This window comes from Corynebacterium sp. 1103A, assembly GCF_055700955.1.
Genome location: NZ_JASTTF010000001.1, coordinates 107,640 through 126,683 on the forward strand (window position 1 = coordinate 107,640; position 19,044 = coordinate 126,683).

The window sequence follows — 19,044 nt, forward strand, 5'->3', positions numbered from 1 at the left end:
CCTCTCACCTTCCCTGCAAAACGTGTTTAGCGTGGGTGCCACAAGTGATGATCTGAGTCTAGTCGGTATTCCGCGGAAAGTGCTAATACGAAAGACCGCATAAAAACGACAAAGCGCCTGTAAGCCGTTCCTTTTGTCAAGGAACACTTACAGGCGCAAAGCCTAAATGACGAGAGTAGAAAGGCGGCAGTTGCTGCCCCTTACGTGCCCTTAGCGCACGCTACTTTTCCTGCGAGCGGCGCAGAGCACGAAGCCCGGCCTCGCCGCGGGACTGGAGGATCTGGTCGTCAGACTTGGCATCTTCCTGAGCCTGCGAGCTATCGACCTCGTCAGCCCAGACGGCCCAGTCGGCCAAGACGGTCACCTTTTCATCAGTCACTGACAGGAAGCCACCCTGGACGGCGGCGAAGCGACGCTCTTCGTCCACCGGGCGGAAGGTCACGACGCCGTTCTCGACCAGCTGGCCGATCATAGCCTCGTGGCCCGGAAGCACGCCGATCTCACCCTCGGTCGTCTCCGCGGTCAGGATGCTTGCCTTACCGGTCCACAGCAACCGCTCCGGGGAAACGAGTTCTACGGTGATGTCAGCCATGTGCCTCTCCCTACTTCTCGGTCATCTTCTTGTACGCAGCCTCGACGTCGTCCAAGCCACCCAGGCCGTTGAAGGCTTGCTCCGGGTAGTGGTCGAATTCGCCGTTGCAGATGCGCTCGAAGGCGTCGATGGTCTCCGACAGCGGGACGTAGGAGCCCGGCAGGCCGGTGAACTTCTCTGCGACGAAGAAGTTCTGGCCCAAGAAGCGCTCCAGACGACGGGCACGCTGCACCGTCAGCTTGTCCTCTTCCGACAGCTCGTCCATACCCAGGATGGCGATGATGTCCTGCAGCTCTTTGTTCTTCTGCAGGATACCGATGACGCGCTGGGCGATGGCGTAGTGGCGCTCGCCGACGATACCCGGCTCGAGGATACGAGAGGTAGAGGTCAGCGGGTTCACTGCCGGGTAGATACCCTTCGAGGCGATGGAGCGGTCCAGCTCGGTGGTCGCATCCAGGTGGGCGAAGGTGGTCGCCGGTGCCGGGTCGGTGTAGTCATCGGCCGGCACATAGACGGCCTGCAGCGAGGTAATCGACTTACCCTTGGTGGAGGTAATGCGCTCCTGCAGCACGCCCATCTCGTCCGCCAGGGTGGGCTGGTAGCCCACGGCCGAAGGCATACGGCCCAGCAGGGTCGAAACCTCGGAACCAGCCTGGGTGAAACGGAAGATGTTGTCGATGAACAGCAGCACGTCCTGGTTCTGCACATCGCGGAAGTACTCCGCCATGGTCAGGCCGGACAGAGCCACGCGCATACGGACTCCCGGCGGCTCATCCATCTGGCCGAAAACGAGGGCGGTGTCTTGCAGCACGCCCATCTCTTCCATCTCCAGGAACAGGTCGGTGCCCTCACGGGTGCGCTCGCCGACGCCGGCGAACACGGAGGTACCGGAGAACTCGCGGGCAATACGAGTAATCATTTCCTGAATCAGAACGGTCTTGCCCACGCCGGCGCCGCCGAACAGGCCGATCTTGCCGCCCTTGACGTACGGGGTCAGCAGGTCGATGACCTTGATGCCGGTCTCAAGGATCTCAGTCTTACCCTCGAGCTGGTCGAATGCCGGCGGCTCGCGGTGGATGCCCCACTGCTCACCGTCGCGGCCCAGGCCCGGCTCGTCCAGGCAGTCGCCCAGAGCGTTGAAGACGTGGCCCTTGACGACGTCACCGACCGGAACCGAAATCGGGTTGCCGGAGTCGGTCACGGTAGCGCCACGGACGAGGCCGTCCGTCGGAGCCATGGACACGGTACGGACAAGGTTGTCACCGAGGTGCTGAGCGACCTCTAGGGTGACGGTCTTAGCAACAGCCTCGAGCTCAATCTCGACGGTCAGTGCGTTGTACAGTGCCGGCATTGCGCCGCGCGGGAATTCCACGTCGACGACCGGACCGATGACACGCACCACACGGCCGGCGGCAGCCGACGACTGTGTGTTCTGCTCTTGCAGAGCTGTAGTCATAATCTAGTCACTTTCTGCGCTTTCGGCGAGCGCGCCAGCGCCACCGACGATCTCTGTAATTTCCTGGGTAATCTGCGCCTGACGGGCCTGGTTCGCCACGCGGGACAGGTCCTTGACCAGGTCCGTAGCGTTGTCAGTCGCAGACTTCATGGCGGTACGGCGAGCCGCGGACTCGGAAGCGGAAGCCTCCAAGAACATTGCGAACAGGGTGCGGGAAACGTACTGCGGAAGCAGGGCTTCCAGCAGGCTGGACGCGTCAGGTTCGAAATCGAAGTCCGAGCTCAGTTCCTCAGTGTCCCCGTTATCGGAGAGCGCCGACTCACCCTGGTTGAGTTCCACCGTATCAATGACCGGCTCGATGGGCAGCAGCTGCTGCGCGCGAGCGGTCTGAGTCAGCATGGACTCGAACTCGGTGTAGACGACGTGCACCTGGTCGAAGCCGCGGACCGGCTGGCCCTCGCCCTCGGCGTGCAGGCCCTCGCGGGCCTTGGTGGTGCCTTCGGAACCAGCGATGAACCCTTCCACGATGTGGTGTCGGACATCGTGCGTTTCGTCCCACGTCGGGTCCTGGGAAAAGCCGGACCAGCTGCCGACCACTTCTTCCTCACGGAACTGGTAGTAACCCACGCCCTTGTTGCCAGTGACGTAGCGGGCTACCTCGTAGCCCTCCTTCTTGAGGAGAGCTTCTAGTTCGGCGGCCTTCTTAAACACGTTGTTGTTGTAGCCACCGCACATACCGCGGTCGGAAGAAACAACCAGCACGGCCGCGACCTTGGCGCTCTCGCGCTGTCGCAGCATCGGGTGATCCAGCGAGCTGGCGGCCGCCAGGCGGTTCATCACTGCGCTGAGCTCCTGAGCGTAGGGCAAGGATGCCTCCACTCGGGCCTGCGCCTTGGTGATGCGCGAGGTAGCGATGAGCTCCTGAGCCTTGGTGATCTTCTTAGTGGAGTTGACGGACCGGATACGGTCGCGCAATTCACGAAGAGTTGCCATGGTTTTACTTTCCTCCCTTCTTAATCAATCGACTTGTGTGTCCTCGTAAGCGCGTGCCTACTTGGAAGCCTTTCGGGAGACGTTGAGCTCGGTCTTCTTAACCTCGTCGGCATCGAGCGGCTCAACCGGAGCCTCGGAGCCCAGGTTGTGGCCTTCGGTGGTGCGGAAAGTCGGGCTGAAGTCCTTAGCCGCGGAGACCAGAGCCTCCTTGGACTCGTCGGTGAACGGAACGCCGCCGGCGATCTGCTCGTAGACCTGCGGGGTGTTCGCCTGCAGGTACTCGTGCACCTCAGTCTCGAAGCGACGCACATCTTCGACGGGAACGACGTCGAAGATGCCCTCGTCTGCCAGGAAGATGGACACCATCTGGTATTCCACCGGCTGCGGGGAAGACTCGCTCTGCTTCAGCAGCTCGACCAGGCGCTGACCGCGCTCCAGCTGAGCCTTGGAAGCCGAGTCCAGATCGGAAGCGAACGCAGCGAACGCCTCCAGATCACGGTACGCAGCCAGGTCCAGACGCAGGTTACCGGCAACCTTCTTCATACCCTTGGTCTGCGCGGCGCCACCGACACGGGAGACGGAGACACCGACGTTAATAGCCGGGCGCACACCTTGGTTGAACAGGTCGGACTCCAGGAAGACCTGGCCGTCGGTAATGGAAATGACGTTAGTCGGAATGAACGCGCCCACGTCGTTTGCCTTAGTCTCGATGATCGGCAGTGCGGTCATCGAGCCAGCGCCCATGTCGTCGGAGAGCTTAGCGGCACGCTCCAGCAGGCGGGAGTGCAGGTAGAACACATCGCCCGGATATGCCTCGCGTCCCGGCGGACGGCGCAGCAGCAGGGAGATGGCACGGTAGGCCTCGGCCTGCTTGGTGAGGTCATCGTAGATAACCAGGACGTGGTTGCCCTGGTACATCCAGTGCTGGCCCAGAGCGGCACCGGAGAACGGTGCCAGCCACTTGAAGCCGGCGGAATCAGAAGCAGGGGCAGCCACGATGGTGGTGTAGTCCAGCGCACCGTGGTCGGCCAGGGTCTGGCGCACACCAGCGATGGTGGAACCCTTCTGACCGATGGCCACGTAGATACAACGAACCTGCTTGTTCTTGTCGCCAGATTCCCAGTTGGCCTTCTGGTTCAGGATGGTGTCGATGCAGACCGCGGTCTTACCGGTCTTACGGTCACCGATGATCAGCTGACGCTGACCGCGACCGATCGGGGTCATGGCGTCAATAGCCTTGATACCCGTCTGCATCGGCTCTTCGACCGGCTGGCGCTGCAGCACGGACGGTGCCTGCAGCTCGAGAGCGCGGTCTTCTTCGCTCTCGATCGGGCCCATGCCGTCAATCGGCTGGCCCAGCGGGTTGATAACGCGGCCGAGGAAGCCCTCGCCCACGGGAATGGAGAGGACCTCTCCAGTTCGCTTAACCTCGTCGCCCTCTTTGAGGGTCTCAAAATTACCCAGCACCACAACGCCGATGGAATTGGTGTCCAGGTTCTGTGCAACGCCGATTACGCCGCCAGGGAACTCGAGCAGCTCATTCGCCATAACAGACGGCAGGCCAGAAACCTGTGCAATACCGTCAGCTGCCGAAATGACCACGCCGACCTCCTCACGGGAGGCCTCCGCGGAGTAGCTCGAGGTGTAGTTCGCAATCGCGCTACGGATCTCATCGGAGGAGATCGTCAGCTCCGCCATGTTCTTCCTACTCTCGGTAGTATCGTCCAGCAATTACTTAAAGTTTGTGTCGTAGTCTTCACGTAGTGACCGTCAACGACTCTACTTGGCCATCGCGGTGCGCAGGCGGGCAATCTTGCCCGCCGTGGAACCGTCGATGACCTCGTCGCCGACACGAATAGTCATGCCACCGAGGAGGCTGGTGTCAACCTCAGAGTGGATGGACATCGCACGACCATAAATCTTGCCCAGCTTCTCAGCGAGCCCTGCCTGCTGGCCTTCGTTCAACTCACCCGCGCTGACCACGTGTGCGACCTCACGTCCCTGCAGCTCGGCTGCGAGCGACGCCAGATTGGCAACGTCGTCGATCGGGTTCTGCTCCGGGCGTCCGATGGCCTGCAGCGCGAGCGCCTCAGTGAACATCGTGACCTTGCCGTAGAGCACGTTAGCCAGCAGCCCGCGCTTCTTGGCGGACTTGGCAGTGCGGTCGGAAAGCAGCTGGGTCAGCTCGCCCTCGCGGTCCAGGATGCGCGACAGGCGGAAGAGTTCGTCTTCCACCTGGCCGAGCTTCCCCTCGGACTCTGCGCCGCGCAGAAGGGAACGCCGGCCCAGGGCCACCAGGCCCCGAACCAGGTCCCGGCCCGAAGACCACTTAGCGGAGGCAGCCGCTTCCAGCACCTGCTGGGTGCTGGGGGCCACCTTGCCGCCGAAGAGGTCAGCGACCAGCTTCTTGCGGCTGTCTTCCGAAGCCGCGGCGTCGGACAGGTTGGCGCGCAGTTCGCGCTCCCCGTCCAACACGTCAACAACTTCGAAGAGTTCGAGGCCGGTTTGAGCGGCAATCGCTACGGCGGTGGACTCGCCCAAGATCTTATCCAGGGTCGACTCCACACCAGCGAGTGCTTCGCGGCTAGCTGCCTTCATAGCCTCCTACTTTCCGGCCGGTGCCACAGTGTCGAGCTCGGACAGGAAGTTATCAATGGTGGAAGACTGCTTGGCGGAGTCAGAAAGCTCGCCGCCCAACAGCTTCTCAGCCAGGTTGATGGAGTTTTGTCCGATGTCGGAACGCAGATCGGAGATGACCTGGGTGCGGGAAGCCTGCAGCTGCTTTTCGCCATTGGCGATAATGCGGCGGGACTCCTCCTCGGCCTTCTCCTTGGCTTCGGCCTCGATCTGCTTGCCACGCTCGCGCGCCTGCTCACGAATCTCAGCTGCCTCTGCACGGGCATCTGCCAACTGCGCGTTGTACTTCTCGAGGGCTGCCTTGGCCTCGGCCTGCTGGGCCTCGGCGCGCTTCAGGCCACCCTCAATCCGGTCCTCACGCTCTTGCAACAGCTCCTGGAACTTCGGAAGAACGAACTTCCAGAAGACCAAGAGAATGATGATGAACGGGAACAGAGACCAGACGATGTCATAGAGCTTGGGCAGGAGGATCGAGTTGCCGCCCTCCATTGGCAGCTCCTCACCCTCCGCCGCAAGGTAGTAAAAGACGTTGTTCATAAGTCTCCAGTCTTAAAAGGGGTTTGTGTGTGAAACGCGCGCTTTTAGAACAGGAAGCCAGCGACGAGGCCGATCAGGGCCAGGGCCTCAACGAAGGCGATACCCAGGAACATGGTGGTACGCAGCTGGCCAGCCATCTCCGGCTGACGTGCCATGCCCTCGACGGTCTTGCCGACGAGGATGCCGATGCCCAGGCCCGGGCCGATGGTGGCGATGCCGTAGCCGATGGCGCCCAGACCGTTGATCGAGGACTCTGCTGCCTGAGCCAAGATGATGTCGTTCATGTGAAAGTCGCTCCCTTTCGAATGTTTCCCCGCCAGCGCTTTGCCGGCGAAGGCGGTGGTGGTTTGATGTGGGGTTATTCAGTTGGCCGCGTCGTTCGCGCGTGTTTAATGCGAGTCTGCGTGCAGTGACAGTTCGATGTATACGGCGGTCAGCAGGGCGAAAATGTACGCCTGCAGGAAGATGATGATGATCTCGTATACGGTGAACAAAACCGCTGCAATCAGAGTCACACCAGACATCGCGGTCCAGCCATTCAGCTGCCAGAAGAAGAAGTTGGTAGCGGAGTAAAGCAGGACCAAGATGATGTGGCCGGCCAGGAAGTTCGCCATAAGACGCAAGGCCAGCGTGACAGGACGCAAGATGAACGTCGAGAAGAACTCGATCGGCACAACCAGCAAGTGCAGAGCCGGCGGCAGGTTAGGAATAACCACCGACGACTTCAGGAACTTGCCGAAGCCATAGCGCTTTGCACCCGCGTAAATCATCGCGATATACGCCACGATGGCCAGCACGATGGGCATGCCGATACGGGCATTCGCCGAAATATTCAGGCCTGGGATGATTGTCGAGACGTTCCAAAACAGAATGCCGAAGAAGATAGAGGCCAAAATCGGCAAGAACCGACGGCCTTCCTTCTTCCCCAAGATGTCTTCTGCGATGTGAACGCGGACGAAATCCAGCCCGTATTCCGCAACGTTCTGCAAACCCTTCGGAACCAGCTTCGGGTTCCGGAAGGCGACTACAAACAGGATCACCAAGATGGCCGCCATGAGCAGGCGGACCAGCATCAAGCGATCCAGCGCGAACGGTGTATCCGCAAAAAGGATATGGCCGTAATATTGCCCCGGGAAAAATTCTGGATCCAGTTCGGGTGCGTGAAAGCTTCCCTTCATGGCCAATGTTGTAACGCTCAGCGTTCTCTCCCGTGTTCGGGCCGTATGAGTGTCGAATTCATACGGTGCGATGGACGTCTCAAACTCTCTGCCGCAACAACGGACTCCGTCGCACATCAGCGATGCTGCAGCAGGGATTCACCGCAACGGACTATAAGGCGTAGCAGTCCGTCACTCACAGACTGCGGACCCTAGATCCGCGGTAACCCGCAGGAAATTCTAGCAGCTTGTTATTGAAATTTCGCACGCGGGGGGCCAGTTTGTGCAAGTAGCTGGTAGGAAACCCGAACAATTGGTCCACTCTCGCCCCAAAACTGCCCGTTCCCACTGAAAACCCAGGCGGGTAAGGTTAATCACAGCCTTACACTTTGAGCCCCCGCGGGGGTGACAAATACCTGCTAAACACACCCCCGAAGCCCCAACACGGGCCCCTCTCGTTTGCCCCGGCACGACAAAGTGCCCGGGAAGCATTACTTCCCGGGCACTAGGCTCACGGGCCCTCAAAGGCCAACGCATTGGCCCACGCGTTTTAAGACACGTAGGTCACCCGAGAGGTGATAATCCCCCACACCTCGGTGCCGAGCACGATGATGAGGGCCAAGATGACGGTCATGAAGAGCGCGACGTTGTCGTAGAAGTCCATGCCGCGGATGGCCAGCAGGACAATAATCAAGAGAACAACCTTGACCAACCAGCCGCCAAGAACGACCGCCATGGTGGTCGACGGGCTGGAGTTGGCGGTCACGAGCACCGAAAGCGCGGTCAGCAGGACGAAACCTCCGCCGATGGCCGCTCCGAGGAGCACGCCCCAGATGCCGGGCAGGTCCTTGGCCCAGCCCCAGCCGGCCAGCGACAGCACGGTCACGACCGCCAGCGCCATGGAGCCAAAGCGCACCGCGCGCACCATCGGCCGGCGGTGGTCGTCGAACTCGGAGCGCGGCGCCCTGCCGTTCGGGTTAGTTTGCGTAGAATCAAAGCTTTCAGACACGAATACGAATCCTACAGGTTGTACGGGTGGACCTTCTAGCCCGGCTTATCGGCCGAGGCTGGCACGCGGCCGATCTTGCCAGCGCGCAGCGGGATGAGGGTCGCGACGGCGGCCGTCACGATGGCCACAGCCGTGGCCCCGGCCGCCACGGGCACCGGCACGACCGAGAAACTCACCGCCCCGAAGGCGACGGCCGAGACCCACAGGTAGAGCACCAGCACGGTGCGGCGGTGAGTGTGCCCTAGCGATAGCAAGCGGTGGTGAATGTGGGCCTTGTCGGCCGAAAACGGCGAGCGCCCCTGGGACAGGCGGCGGATAACCGCCCAGACCAGGTCCAGCACCGGGATAAAGACCGCGGCGATGACGACGATGAGCGGCGAGAGGACCGCCACCATGTCGGCGCCGCCGTAAAGCGACATATTGATCTTGCCCGAAACGGACGTCGAGGCCGCCGCCAGCAGCAGGCCGATGAGCATCGAACCGCTATCGCCCATGAAGATGCGTGAGGGCTCGAAGTTGTGCGGCAAGAAGCCGGCGCACATGCCCACCAGGCCGGCCGCAATGATGGCGGGCGGGTACGCCGAGACCGCCCCGCCTTGGTCGTGCAGGACCGTCAAAGAGAAGATCAGGATGGCCCCGCCCGCAATAAGGCCCAGGCCGGCGGCAAGGCCGTCCAGCCCGTCGACGAAGTTGATGGCGTTGACCAGCAGGACCGCGATGAAGATGGTCACCAACGAGGACTGGAACTGGTCCAGCAGCAGCGTGGTGCCGCCGCCAAACGGCACGAACAGCAGCGACCAGGTCAGCCCCAGGGCCGAGAGCAAGGTGGCTGCGACCAGCTGCCCGGCCAGCTTTACCAGCGCGGACAGCTCGACCAAGTCGTCGACGACGCCCACCAGGACGATGGCGCTGGAAGCCCAGATGACCGCGGTCATCTCCGGGGTCACCGGCATGAAACCGCGGGTCAGCGCGGGCAGCTGCGCCGCGAAGAAGACCGCGGAGATAAACCCGGTGTACATGGCCAGCCCGCCCAGCTGGGGCGTGGGCTGGGAGTGGCTGTCGCGCTGGCGCACCTCGGCGACCCGGCCGCTGCGCACCAGCACCGAGCGCACGATCCCGGTGGTCAGGTAGGTGATAATCGCCGCGACGAGGATGACGAGTCCGATTTCGCGCAGCGGCACCCCGGCTCCGCCTAGCATTAGGCTCCCGGACGGGTCCGGAGGGCCTCGGCGGAAACGCCGATGACCTCGGAGATTTGCTCGGCCGAGATGGCGCCTTCCCGCAGCAGGTAGGGCTGCGGCGCGGCCAGGTCAATAATCGTCGACGGCTTGCCGATGGCAGTTTCCCCGCCGTCCAGGTAGACCGAGACCGACTTGCCCAGCTGCTGCTTGGCGGCAATCGCCGTGGTCGGCGGCTGGTGGCCGGAGATATTGGCGCTGGACACAGCCATCGGGCCGACCTCGCGGAGCAGCTCGATGGCAATCGGGTGCAGCGGCATGCGTAGCATGACCGTGCCCCGGGTATCCCCCAGGTTCCACGGCAGGCTCGGCGCCTGCGGCACAACGATGGACAGCCCACCCGGCCAGAAGGCCTCGACCAAGAGCTTCGCCTGGTCGGAATACGTGGCAACGAGGCCCTGGATGGTCTCCCAGGAGCCGATGAGCACCGGCACCGGCATGTCCGGCCCGCGGTGCTTGGCGGCTAGCAGATTGGCTACCGCGTCGTTGTCGAAGGCGTCGCAGCCGATGCCGTAGAGAGTGTCCGTCGGCAGTACCACCAGGCGCCCGGACTTCGCGGCCCTAGTCGCCGCAGCGATACCGTTCGCACGCCCCGCTTCGTCAGCGCAACTATAGATTTTGCCTTGCATCAACTTCTCCCACGAAAAACTAAAGTTCTCTGGTTTTGGTCTCGGTGTCTTTTCGGCACCGCTTCCCTGGTTACGGGAGCTTTAACCCTACTCTTTACGCTGCGCGCGCACGAAGCGGGCGGTGCCGGTGAGATCGAGCATTGGTTCTACTGTACTAAAGGCGCCGGTGTCCCTAAGGACGCTCTGCACGGCCGCGGAGGTGGCATCATCGTGCTCGATACCGAGCCATCCGCCGGGTGCCAGCCAGCGCGTAAGGTTGTCTGCCATGGCCCGGATGACGTCCATGCCATCCGATCCGGCGAAGACCGCCTCGGCTGGGTCGTGGTAGACCTCCGGGGCCAAGACCGGCGACTCCGGCACGTAGGGCGGATTGGTCACCAGCACGTCGACGCGCCCGTCCAGCTCCGGTTTCAGGGCTGGGTCGCAGGCGTCGCCCTCGACGAGTTCCACCTGAAGCCCCAAGTCAGCGAAGTTGCGCGCGGCATACTCCGCGGCCTTAGACGACTTCTCCACCGCCACGACGCGGGTGGCGGGTACGAGGTAATAGGCCAGGTAGGCCGCCAGGGCGCCCGAGCCGGTGCACAGGTCGAGGATCGTTAGGGGGGAATTATTCCCCTGCTTAATCAAGCCCTCAGCCTTGCCTTTGGCCCAGTCGGCCAGGACCTCGGTCTCTGGGCGCGGGATGAAAACCCCCGAGCCAACCGCGAGATCGAGCGGGCCGAACGGGGCGGTGCCCACGATGTGTTGCAAGGGCTCGCGCTGCTCCCGGCGGCGAACGAGCGGCTCGAGGGCGAGCTCGAAGCCGGGCATCGTCGACTCATTAAGCGGGATATCCATGTGCCCGCAGCCGATGAGGTGGCTCAGCAGCAGGCGGGCGTCGAACTCCGGGGAGGCCACGCCGGCCGCCGAAAGCCGCCGGGTGGTTTCCCGGAGCAGGCGCGCGTACGTGCCGGGGGCCACTTCTAGCCTTCGGCCTCGAGGCGCTCGGCGCGCTCCTGGTTCTGCAGGGCGGTGATGAGATCGCCCATGTCTCCGTCCAGCACGGAGTCCAGGTTGTTGGCCTTGTAGCCGATCCGATGGTCCGTGATCCGGTTTTCCGGCCAGTTGTAGGTGCGGATTCGCTCGGAACGGTCCATGGTGCGGACCTGGGAGGCGCGCTGCTCGGCGTCCTCGGCCTCGCGGGCCTCACGCTCCATCTGATCTAGGCGGGCCTGCAGAACCTGCAGGGCGCGCGCCTTGTTCTGGATCTGGGAGCGTTCCTTCTGGCAGGTGACGATGAGCCCAGTGGGCAGGTGCGTGATGCGCACGGCGGAGTCCGTGGTGTTCACGCCCTGACCGCCCTTACCGGAGGAACGGTAGACGTCGACGCGGATGTCCTTCTCGTCGATGTTGACCGACTCGACCTCGTCCGGCTCTGGGTAGACCAGCACGCCGGCCGCCGAGGTCTGGATGCGGCCCTGGGACTCGGTCACCGGCACGCGCTGGACGCGGTGGACGCCGCCCTCGAACTTGAAGACAGACCACGCGCCGTCGCGGGACGGGTTCTTCGACTTGAAGGAGATGGTCATGTCCTTCACGCCACCCAGGTCGGACTCGTTGAGGCCAAGCACCTCCCAGCTAAAGCCGGTCTTGTCGGCGTAGCGCTCGTACATGCGGGCCAAGTCGCCGGCAAAAAGCGCGGCTTCTTCCCCGCCGGCGCCGGCTTTGATCTCCATGATGATGTCCTCGGCGTCGTGCTCGTCGCGCGGGGCCAACAGGTCAGCGAGCTTTTCTTCCAGCTCGACGACCTCGCCCTCCAAGCGATCGGCCTCGACCTGGAAGTCGTGGTCCTCGTAGGCCATCTCCTTCGCGTCCTCGAGGTCAACGCGAGCCTGGTTGAGCTCGTCGTTGACCTGGATGATGGGCCGCAGCTCGGCGTAGCGCTTAGACAGCTTCCGGAACTGGTTCTGATCGCCGGCTACCTCCGGGTCGGCCATCTGCATTTCCAGACCCTGATACTCGGAGACGATGTCGTCGACCAGCGAAACCTGGCTAGCCATTACTTGTAATCCTCCTCGTCCTTGTCAGCGACCATCGGCGCGGACTGCGCCACGCCCATGAGGAATTCGCCGTTGGACTTGGTCTTCTTCAGCTGCTTGATAAGCAAGTCGATGGCCTGGTGGGAGTCCAGAGCCGCGAGGATGCGCCGCAGCTTGGTCATGATGCGCAGCTCCTCCGGCACGAGCAGTAGCTCGTCCTTGCGGGTACCCGACGGGTTGACGTCAACGGCCGGGAAGACGCGGCGCTCGGAGATGGAGCGGTCCAGCTTCAGCTCGGCATTGCCCGTGCCCTTGAATTCCTCGAAGATGACGTTGTCGCCGGTCGAGCCGGTTTCTACCATGGCCGTGGCGATAATGGTCAGCGAGCCGCCGTTTTCGATGTTGCGGGCCGCGCCCAGGAAGCGCTTCGGCGGGTAGAGAGCGTTGGAGTCGACACCGCCGGACAGGATGCGCCCGGAGGCTGGGGATGAGTTGTTGTACGCGCGGCCCAGGCGGGTGATGGAGTCCAGCAGCACGACGACGTCCTTGCCCTGCTCCACCAGGCGCTTGGCGCGCTCGACGGCCAGCTCGGCGACCGAGGTATGCTCTGACGGCGGGCGGTCGAACGTGGAGGCAATCACCTCGCCGTTGACCGAGCGCTGCATGTCGGTAACCTCTTCGGGGCGCTCGTCGACGAGCACCACCATGAGGTAGCACTCCGGGTTGTTGATGGAGATCGCGTTGGCGATGTTCTGCAGGATGGTCGTCTTACCGGCCTTCGGCGGGGAGACGATCAGGGCGCGCTGGCCCTTTCCGATCGGCATAATCAGGTCGATGACACGGGTGGTCAGGACCTTCGGGTCGGTCTCCAGGCGCAGCCGCTGGTTCGGATACAGCGGGGTCAGCTTGGCAAAGTCCGGGCGCTGCTTGGCCTCTTCCGGGTCCATCCCGTTGACGGTATCGACCCGCACCAGCTGGTTGTACTTGCGGCGGTTGCGGCCGTTGCCGTGGGTGCGTGTGGCGCCGGCGACCTTGACCTGGCCGGTCACGGCGTCGCCGGAGCGCAGCCCCAGGCGGTGGACCAGGTTCTGGTTGACGAAGACGTCCGAGTTCGCCGCGCGGTAGCCGGTGGTGCGCAGGAACGCGACGTTGTTGTCGACTACCTCGAGGATGCCGCCGACGGCCTGCAGCTCATCGCCCTCGCGAATCTGCAGGTCGTTGCCGCCACCGCGGTTGTCGTTGCCGCCGCCACGGTTCCGGCGGTTGCGGCGGTTGCGACGCCCGCGGCGGCCGCCGCGTTCGTCATCGTCGCCGTTGTTCCGGCGGTGGTTGTTGCCGCCGTTGTTGCCGTTTTTACCGTTTTTACCGTTGTTCCCGCCGTTACCGTTGTTGCCGTTGCGGGAATCATCCTGGTTGTCGCGGCCTTGGTCCTGGTTGTTGCCGTCGTGGTCGTCGCGCCCACCCCGGCGCGCGCGGTTGCGGCGGGCCCGACGGGCCTGTGCGCGGGACTCGTAGCGCGGTTCATCATTGCCGTTGTTGCCGTTGTTATTGTCGGCGTTCTTCTCGCCGTCGCCCTGCTTGTCGTCGCGGCCCTGTGGGCGGCGACCGTCGCGCTGCGGGGCAACGTCAGCCTGCGCGGCCGAGGCTTGTTCCTGCGCCTGCTTAGCGGGCTTGTCCGCCTTGTCTGCCGACTTCGGCGCGGCCTTGGCGGCGGCCGGCTTCTTACCGGTGGTGATTGCCTCGATGAGAGCGCCCTTGCGGAGAGCGCTGATGCCGCGCAGGCCCTTCTGGGCCGCAATTTCGCGCAGCTGCGGCAGCTTCAGGGATGCCAGTTCTTGAGGCGAGATATTCTCCGTATCGCTCACGGAAGTCCTTTCGTCGCTTTTCCCAGCGGATGATTCTGGGTGCCCAGCGAGCCCGGTCGGGCGGTCCTGCCGCGTGTTACCGGGCCGGTTTTCCCAAGTCTTTGGGTCCGCCGGCTAGGCACTCTGGAAATGACTGTGTAGTTAAAAGATAAAACTCTGGCTAGCCTACCGTGGGCGCCCAGCGGCTGACTGTCGTGGACCTCGAGCAGCCTCGAGGGCGCGCAGCGCCGGTTGGGGCCGGAAGGGAGCCCGAGTGGTCCGCGTGGGACCGAGTTGCCCATTCCTCGGCAGGTACCACGTCGTCCCTCTGCGGGCCGGCCTTAAACCTTGCGCCGTGTGCACGGCGTTTGAGGTACTCACCCAGAAAGCGCGGAGGCTGTGGTTTGACCCATTCTGTGGGGTCAGGGCCCAGGGACAACGCATCTCGACTGCACGAGCAGGCCCGAGCACATGTGCTTTACTGTTTAACTTAGGGCAGCTCACGTAGCTCAAACGCTCAAGCAGCTCAGCCAGTCCCAGACAGTATAGCGCAAGATTCCACCTTCTTCGGTACCGGTCCCACCCCGGGGCCTAAAGAGGTGGCTATCATAGTGACCATGCACTCCACCATGCAGGAAGTCCCGCTCAATATCTCCCGTATCTTGGAGCAGGGCGCCACCGTCCACAGCCAGACCAAGGTCACTACATGGCACGGCGAGCACGCCCCCGACGGCGCCGGGGCGGCCGAGGAATGCACCTTCGCGGACATCGGGGCGCGCGCGGCGGCCTTCGCCCACGTGCTACACGACGAGCTGGGGATTACCGGCGACGAGCGCGTCGGCTCTTTCCTATGGAATTGCTCGGAACACCTCGAGGTCATGTTCGCCGTGGCCTGCAAGGGCGCGGTATTTACCCCGCTGAACAAACAGCTGATGAACGACCAGATCCGGCACATTGTCAACCACGCGGAGATCGAGGTCATCGTCGCCGATCCGCGCTTGGCCCAGCAGCTGGGCGCGGTCCTAGCCGGGACCGCAACCGTCCGCGCGGTCGTCTTCACGGGCCCGGGCCGGGTGAGCCACTTGAGCCCCTACTTCCCCCGCGGCGTGGAAGTCTATTCCTACGAAGCCCTGTTGGACGGGCAATCGACCCGCTATGACTGGCCGGTCCTAGACGAGTCCGCGGCCGCGGCGCTGTGCTATTCCACCGGAACGACCGGCGCGCCCAAGGGCGTGGTCTACTCGCACCGCTCCATCTACTTAGCCTCCATGCTGCTGCGCACCACGGACAGCCTGGCGATTACCCACGGCGAGTCCTTCCTGTGCTGCATTCCCATTTACCACGTGTTGTCCTGGGGCGTGCCTTTCGCTGCCTTCATGACGGGCACACCACTCATCCTGCCGGACTCGGACGTCTCCGCGCCCACCCTGGCCAAGCTCATCGCCTCCACCCACCCACGCGTGGCGCACGGAGTGCCGACCATCTGGATCCAGCTCTTCGTCCACTACCTCCACCACCCGCCAGAGCGCATGTCGCTGACCGAAATTTACGCCGGCGGCTCCCCGGTCCCGCCGCAGGTGATCAAGGTCTGGGAGGAGCGCTTCGGCGTCGACGTGGTGCACGTGTGGGGCATGGTGGAAACCACCACTGTGGGCACCGTGGCGCGCCCGCCGCAGGGCGCTAGCGGTAATTCCCGCTGGGGCTACCGCATCTCCCAGGGCCGCTTCCCCACCAGCCTGGAATACCGCGTGGTCAACGACGGGCAGGTGGTCTCCAAGACTGACCGCAACGCCGGCGAGATCCAGGTCCGCGGCAACCTGGTCACGGAGTCCTACTATCACTCGCCCGCCGCAGAGGAAGGCGGGGCGGCCTCCCAGTTCCGCGGCAAGCGCACCGAGGACGCGGTCAGCAAGTTCACCGCCGACGGCTGGCTGCGCACCGGCGACGTGGGCTCGGTAACCAAGGATGGCTTCCTGACCGTCGAGGACCGCGCCCGCGACGTCATCCGCTCCGGCGGCGAGTGGATCTACTCCGTGCAGCTGGAAAACCTCATCATGGCCGACGACCGGGTCATCGAGGCCGCCGTCATCGGCTACCCCGACAAGCAGTGGGGCGAGCGCCCGCTGGCCGTGACCGTCCTCCAGCACGACATCGACCCGACCATCGAGACCGCTGAGAGCCTCCGGGAGAACTTGCGCTCCGAGCTGCCCGGCTGGATGCTGCCGGAGTACTGGACCTTCATCAAGAGCATCGATAAGACGTCGGTGGGCAAGTTCGACAAGAAGGATCTGCGCTCCCACCTGGCCGAGGGCGAGTACAACATCATTCGCCTGGCCGGCCCGGGCGAGGCCAACCAGATTGATGACAACGCCACCTTGGATCCGGACCAGCCGCTGACCTAGGCCCGCGCCCTCGGAAAGGAATAGCTGACCTGGGCGCGCCGTTGTGGTTAGTAGTCCTATCCGCACAACGCATAGAGTTGGGAGAATATGACTGACCGTTCTTCCGCCCCGAAGGTGCTGCTACCCACCCCGCGCGTAGCCGGCCGCCCGCAGGCCGCCGCGGACCTGCCTGCCGCCGACGCCAACGGCAACCGAGCCTTGGTGGACAAATACGGTCGCGTCGCCCGAGACCTGCGCGTGTCCCTGACCGACCGCTGCAACCTGCGGTGCACCTACTGCATGCCCGCCGAGGGCCTGGACTGGATGCCCAACCAGCACAAGCTCGACGACGCAGAAACCATCCGACTTATCCGCCTGGCCGTCGAGCGCCTGGGCATCCGGCAGGTCCGTTTCACCGGCGGCGAGCCGCTGCTGCGCAAGTCGCTGGCAGAAATCATCGCGGCCACCAAAAATCTGCGCACCGACGAAGGCCACGCCCCCAGCACGGCGCTGACGACCAATGGGCTGGGCCTGGACAAGAGCATCGACGAGCTCAAGGCCGCCGGGCTGGACCGGGTCAACATCTCGCTGGACACCATCAACCACGCCGCCTACGCCGAGCTGACCCGCCGCGACCGACTCGATTCCGTCTTCGCAGCCATCGATGTCACCCTGGCCGCCGGCCTCCACCCCGTCAAGATCAACGCCGTGGTCATGCCCGGCATCAACGACGCCGACATCGTCGAGTTGGCCGACTTCGCCCTGCACAAGGGCGCGCAGCTGCGTTTTATCGAGCAGATGCCCCTGGGCCCGCGCGAGCAGTGGGATCGCTCCACCATGGTCACCGCAGACCACATCCTCGACCGCCTGAAATCCGCGTTCGACCTGCGCCCGGCCCGCGCCCCGCGCGGCTCAGCCCCCGCCGCGCTGTGGGAGGCGACCTGCCCCGACGGCACGCGCGGCAAGCTAGGGATCATCGCCTCGGTCAGCCACCCCTTCTGCGGCGACTGTGACCGCACCCGCCTGACCACCGACGGCGCGGTGCGCAACTGCCTCTTCGGCAACTCGGAGACCTCCCTACGCGACCTGATGCGCCAGGGCGCTTCCGACGAGGAACTCATGACCGCCTGGGCCGGCGAGATGTGGGCCAAGCTGCCCGGCCACGGCGTCAACGACGAGGGCTTCCTGCAGCCGGACCGGCCGATGTCCGCCATCGGCGGGTAGCCAGCTTAAGCTAGAACCCGTTATGCACCATTCTTCATCGTGCTCCGTCGCCGACCACCTCGCGCGCGTCCTCAGCCTCGTCCGGCCTCTCCCGGCCGTGGACACGCCGCTGAGCAAGCTGACCAGCGGCCAGTATTGTGCCGCCGATGCCACCTGCCACATCCCCGTGCCCGCCTTCCACAACTCGGCCATGGACGGCTTCTTGGTCCACCGCGCCGACCTGGGCTCCGGCCCGACCACGCTGCCGCTAGCAGGCGACGTGCCGGCCGGCAGCGCGCCACAGGAGGTGCCCGCCGGTGCTGCGGTGCGGATCATGACCGGCGCGCCCGTCGCCGATCCCCTCGATCCGGAGCTCGTGGTCGTGCCCGTGGAGCTGACCAATATCCCCGCCGGGCCGACCCCCCTGCCCGAAACCGTGACCATCCGCGGTGCCGATCCCGCCCGCGCCCACATCCGCCGGGCCGGCGACAACCTCGCCATTGGAGACACGGCCGTCCGTGCCGGGTCCCGCGTGGATCCCGGGGTCATCGCCGCCTGCCACTCCGCGGGACTGACCACACTGCCCGTGCACCGCACGCCGCGGGTGGCGGTGATTTCCACCGGCGACGAGCTCGTGAGCCTGGGCGATGGCGGTGCCCAGCTGCTGCAACCTGGCCAGATCCCGGATTCCAACCGGCCCATGCTGGCCCAGCTCGTGCGAGACTCCGGGCCCGCCGAGCTAACGCACCTGCACTCCGGGGACAGCGACGGCGCCTCGGGCCGGAGCGATTCCTTCGTCGCCCTGGCTCATCAGGCGGCGCAGACCCACGACCTCATCATCACCAGCGGCGGGGTCTCGGCCGGAGCCTTCGACATCGTCCACACCAGCGCCCAGGTTTACGCCCGCGATGCCTGGTTCGGCGACGTCGACCAAAAGCCCGGCGCCCCGCAGGGAATAAGCGTCTGGGGCTCGACGCCGATGATTTCTCTTCCCGGCAACCCAGTAGCGACCTTCGTCTCCTTCCACCTCTACGTCGCCCCCGCACTGCGCGCCCTCCGCGGCGATCCGCACCCGGACCTTCGCCGCCGCGGGATAGTCCGCGCCGGCGAAGACTTCCCCGACACCCGGGACCGCCCCGCCTGGCTGCCGGTCTGGGTGGACTACGCGGACAACCCGCCCGCCGCCTTCCCATTCAACGGGCGACGGCTGGGTTCCCACATGGTGGCTAACCTGGCCGGCACCGCCGGGATGGTGGGCCTTGCCGCCCACGCCGCCGGGCCCCGGGCGGGCGATACTGTCGAAATCACCTGGTTTTAAACCCGGTTTAAGTAGCTTTTAAAGAAAGGACG

Annotated in this window: 17 protein-coding genes; 3 read left to right on the forward strand and 14 right to left on the reverse strand. The window is 64.2% G+C overall.

The features are described 5' to 3' along the window. Positions 1–220: 220 nt before the first annotated feature. The 14 genes from QQS52_RS00510 to rho all read right to left on the reverse strand — a co-directional run bounded on the left by QQS52_RS00510 (position 221) and on the right by rho (position 14,131). A complete protein-coding gene (locus QQS52_RS00510; RefSeq protein WP_472772081.1) occupies positions 221–592 on the reverse strand; it encodes a F0F1 ATP synthase subunit epsilon in 372 nt (123 codons plus the stop codon). Positions 593–602: 10 nt separating this feature from the next. Further along, positions 603–2,048, reverse strand: coding sequence for a F0F1 ATP synthase subunit beta (gene atpD, locus QQS52_RS00515; RefSeq protein ID WP_070769004.1), 1,446 nt, complete (start codon positions 2,046–2,048; stop codon positions 603–605). Between the two features lie 3 nt (positions 2,049–2,051). Continuing rightward, the gene (locus QQS52_RS00520; protein WP_472772082.1) at positions 2,052–3,041 is read right to left on the reverse strand and encodes a F0F1 ATP synthase subunit gamma; all 990 of its coding nucleotides are present in this window, start codon (positions 3,039–3,041) and stop codon (positions 2,052–2,054) included. A gap of 57 nt (positions 3,042–3,098) precedes the next feature. Beyond that, positions 3,099–4,739 carry a F0F1 ATP synthase subunit alpha gene (gene atpA / locus QQS52_RS00525; protein WP_472772083.1) on the reverse strand — a complete coding sequence of 547 codons (1,641 nt, stop codon included), beginning with the start codon at positions 4,737–4,739 and terminating at the stop codon, positions 3,099–3,101. Between the two features lie 81 nt (positions 4,740–4,820). Then, the gene (locus tag QQS52_RS00530) at positions 4,821–5,639 is read right to left on the reverse strand and encodes a F0F1 ATP synthase subunit delta (RefSeq protein ID WP_472772084.1); all 819 of its coding nucleotides are present in this window, start codon (positions 5,637–5,639) and stop codon (positions 4,821–4,823) included. 6 nt (positions 5,640–5,645) lie between these two features. Continuing rightward, on the reverse strand, positions 5,646–6,215 hold the full coding sequence (locus QQS52_RS00535; RefSeq protein ID WP_472772085.1) for a F0F1 ATP synthase subunit B: 570 nt from the start codon (positions 6,213–6,215) through the stop codon (positions 5,646–5,648). A gap of 44 nt (positions 6,216–6,259) precedes the next feature. Continuing rightward, positions 6,260–6,499 (reverse strand): ATP synthase F0 subunit C, encoded by a 240-nt coding sequence (locus QQS52_RS00540; RefSeq protein ID WP_472772086.1) that lies wholly within the window; start codon positions 6,497–6,499, stop codon positions 6,260–6,262. A gap of 105 nt (positions 6,500–6,604) precedes the next feature. After that, entirely contained in the window at positions 6,605–7,393 is a 789-nt protein-coding gene (gene atpB / locus QQS52_RS00545) for a F0F1 ATP synthase subunit A (protein ID WP_290225883.1), read from the reverse strand. A 529-nt stretch (positions 7,394–7,922) separates the two neighbouring features. After that, positions 7,923–8,300 carry a hypothetical protein gene (locus tag QQS52_RS00550; protein WP_472772268.1) on the reverse strand — a complete coding sequence of 126 codons (378 nt, stop codon included), beginning with the start codon at positions 8,298–8,300 and terminating at the stop codon, positions 7,923–7,925. Between the two features lie 116 nt (positions 8,301–8,416). Next, positions 8,417–9,580 carry a glycosyltransferase family 4 protein gene (locus QQS52_RS00555; protein ID WP_472772087.1) on the reverse strand — a complete coding sequence of 388 codons (1,164 nt, stop codon included), beginning with the start codon at positions 9,578–9,580 and terminating at the stop codon, positions 8,417–8,419. Further along, positions 9,580–10,248, reverse strand: a complete 669-nt coding sequence (locus QQS52_RS00560) for an L-threonylcarbamoyladenylate synthase (protein ID WP_472772088.1) — start codon at positions 10,246–10,248, stop codon at positions 9,580–9,582. The genes QQS52_RS00555 and QQS52_RS00560 overlap by 1 nt, the downstream gene beginning before the upstream one ends. An 87-nt stretch (positions 10,249–10,335) precedes the next feature. Continuing rightward, positions 10,336–11,208 (reverse strand): peptide chain release factor N(5)-glutamine methyltransferase, encoded by an 873-nt coding sequence (gene prmC, locus QQS52_RS00565; protein WP_472772089.1) that lies wholly within the window; start codon positions 11,206–11,208, stop codon positions 10,336–10,338. Between the two features lie 2 nt (positions 11,209–11,210). After that, positions 11,211–12,287, reverse strand: a complete 1,077-nt coding sequence (prfA, locus tag QQS52_RS00570) for a peptide chain release factor 1 (RefSeq protein WP_296206416.1) — start codon at positions 12,285–12,287, stop codon at positions 11,211–11,213. Then, on the reverse strand, positions 12,287–14,131 hold the full coding sequence (rho, locus tag QQS52_RS00575) for a transcription termination factor Rho (protein WP_472772090.1): 1,845 nt from the start codon (positions 14,129–14,131) through the stop codon (positions 12,287–12,289). The genes prfA and rho overlap by 1 nt, the downstream gene beginning before the upstream one ends. A gap of 596 nt (positions 14,132–14,727) precedes the next feature. Between rho and QQS52_RS00580 the strand changes: the two genes are divergently transcribed. From QQS52_RS00580 to QQS52_RS00590, 3 genes are all read left to right on the forward strand, one after another. Then, positions 14,728–16,512 carry a long-chain fatty-acid--CoA ligase gene (locus QQS52_RS00580; protein WP_472772091.1) on the forward strand — a complete coding sequence of 595 codons (1,785 nt, stop codon included), beginning with the start codon at positions 14,728–14,730 and terminating at the stop codon, positions 16,510–16,512. A gap of 87 nt (positions 16,513–16,599) precedes the next feature. Beyond that, positions 16,600–17,715 (forward strand): GTP 3',8-cyclase MoaA, encoded by a 1,116-nt coding sequence (moaA, locus tag QQS52_RS00585; RefSeq protein ID WP_472772092.1) that lies wholly within the window; start codon positions 16,600–16,602, stop codon positions 17,713–17,715. Positions 17,716–17,737: 22 nt separating this feature from the next. Further along, entirely contained in the window at positions 17,738–19,012 is a 1,275-nt protein-coding gene (locus tag QQS52_RS00590) for a molybdopterin molybdotransferase MoeA (protein WP_472772093.1), read from the forward strand. Positions 19,013–19,044 lie beyond the last annotated feature (32 nt).

Coding starts and splice junctions, on each gene's coding strand:
- QQS52_RS00560 (WP_472772088.1), bottom strand. CDS start 10,248: ATGCAAGGCAAAATCTATAGTTGCGCTGACGAAGCGGGGCGTGCGAAC.
- QQS52_RS00540 (WP_472772086.1), bottom strand. CDS start 6,499: ATGAACGACATCATCTTGGCTCAGGCAGCAGAGTCCTCGATCAACGGT.
- atpD (WP_070769004.1), bottom strand. CDS start 2,048: ATGACTACAGCTCTGCAAGAGCAGAACACACAGTCGTCGGCTGCCGCC.
- QQS52_RS00535 (WP_472772085.1), bottom strand. CDS start 6,215: ATGAACAACGTCTTTTACTACCTTGCGGCGGAGGGTGAGGAGCTGCCA.
- moaA (WP_472772092.1), top strand. CDS start 16,600: ATGACTGACCGTTCTTCCGCCCCGAAGGTGCTGCTACCCACCCCGCGC.
- QQS52_RS00510 (WP_472772081.1), bottom strand. CDS start 592: ATGGCTGACATCACCGTAGAACTCGTTTCCCCGGAGCGGTTGCTGTGG.
- QQS52_RS00550 (WP_472772268.1), bottom strand. CDS start 8,300: ATGGTGCGCGCGGTGCGCTTTGGCTCCATGGCGCTGGCGGTCGTGACC.
- QQS52_RS00530 (WP_472772084.1), bottom strand. CDS start 5,639: ATGAAGGCAGCTAGCCGCGAAGCACTCGCTGGTGTGGAGTCGACCCTG.
- QQS52_RS00590 (WP_472772093.1), top strand. CDS start 17,738: ATGCACCATTCTTCATCGTGCTCCGTCGCCGACCACCTCGCGCGCGTC.
- QQS52_RS00520 (WP_472772082.1), bottom strand. CDS start 3,041: ATGGCAACTCTTCGTGAATTGCGCGACCGTATCCGGTCCGTCAACTCC.
- prfA (WP_296206416.1), bottom strand. CDS start 12,287: ATGGCTAGCCAGGTTTCGCTGGTCGACGACATCGTCTCCGAGTATCAG.
- atpA (WP_472772083.1), bottom strand. CDS start 4,739: ATGGCGGAGCTGACGATCTCCTCCGATGAGATCCGTAGCGCGATTGCG.
- QQS52_RS00555 (WP_472772087.1), bottom strand. CDS start 9,580: ATGCTAGGCGGAGCCGGGGTGCCGCTGCGCGAAATCGGACTCGTCATC.
- QQS52_RS00580 (WP_472772091.1), top strand. CDS start 14,728: ATGCACTCCACCATGCAGGAAGTCCCGCTCAATATCTCCCGTATCTTG.
- atpB (WP_290225883.1), bottom strand. CDS start 7,393: ATGAAGGGAAGCTTTCACGCACCCGAACTGGATCCAGAATTTTTCCCG.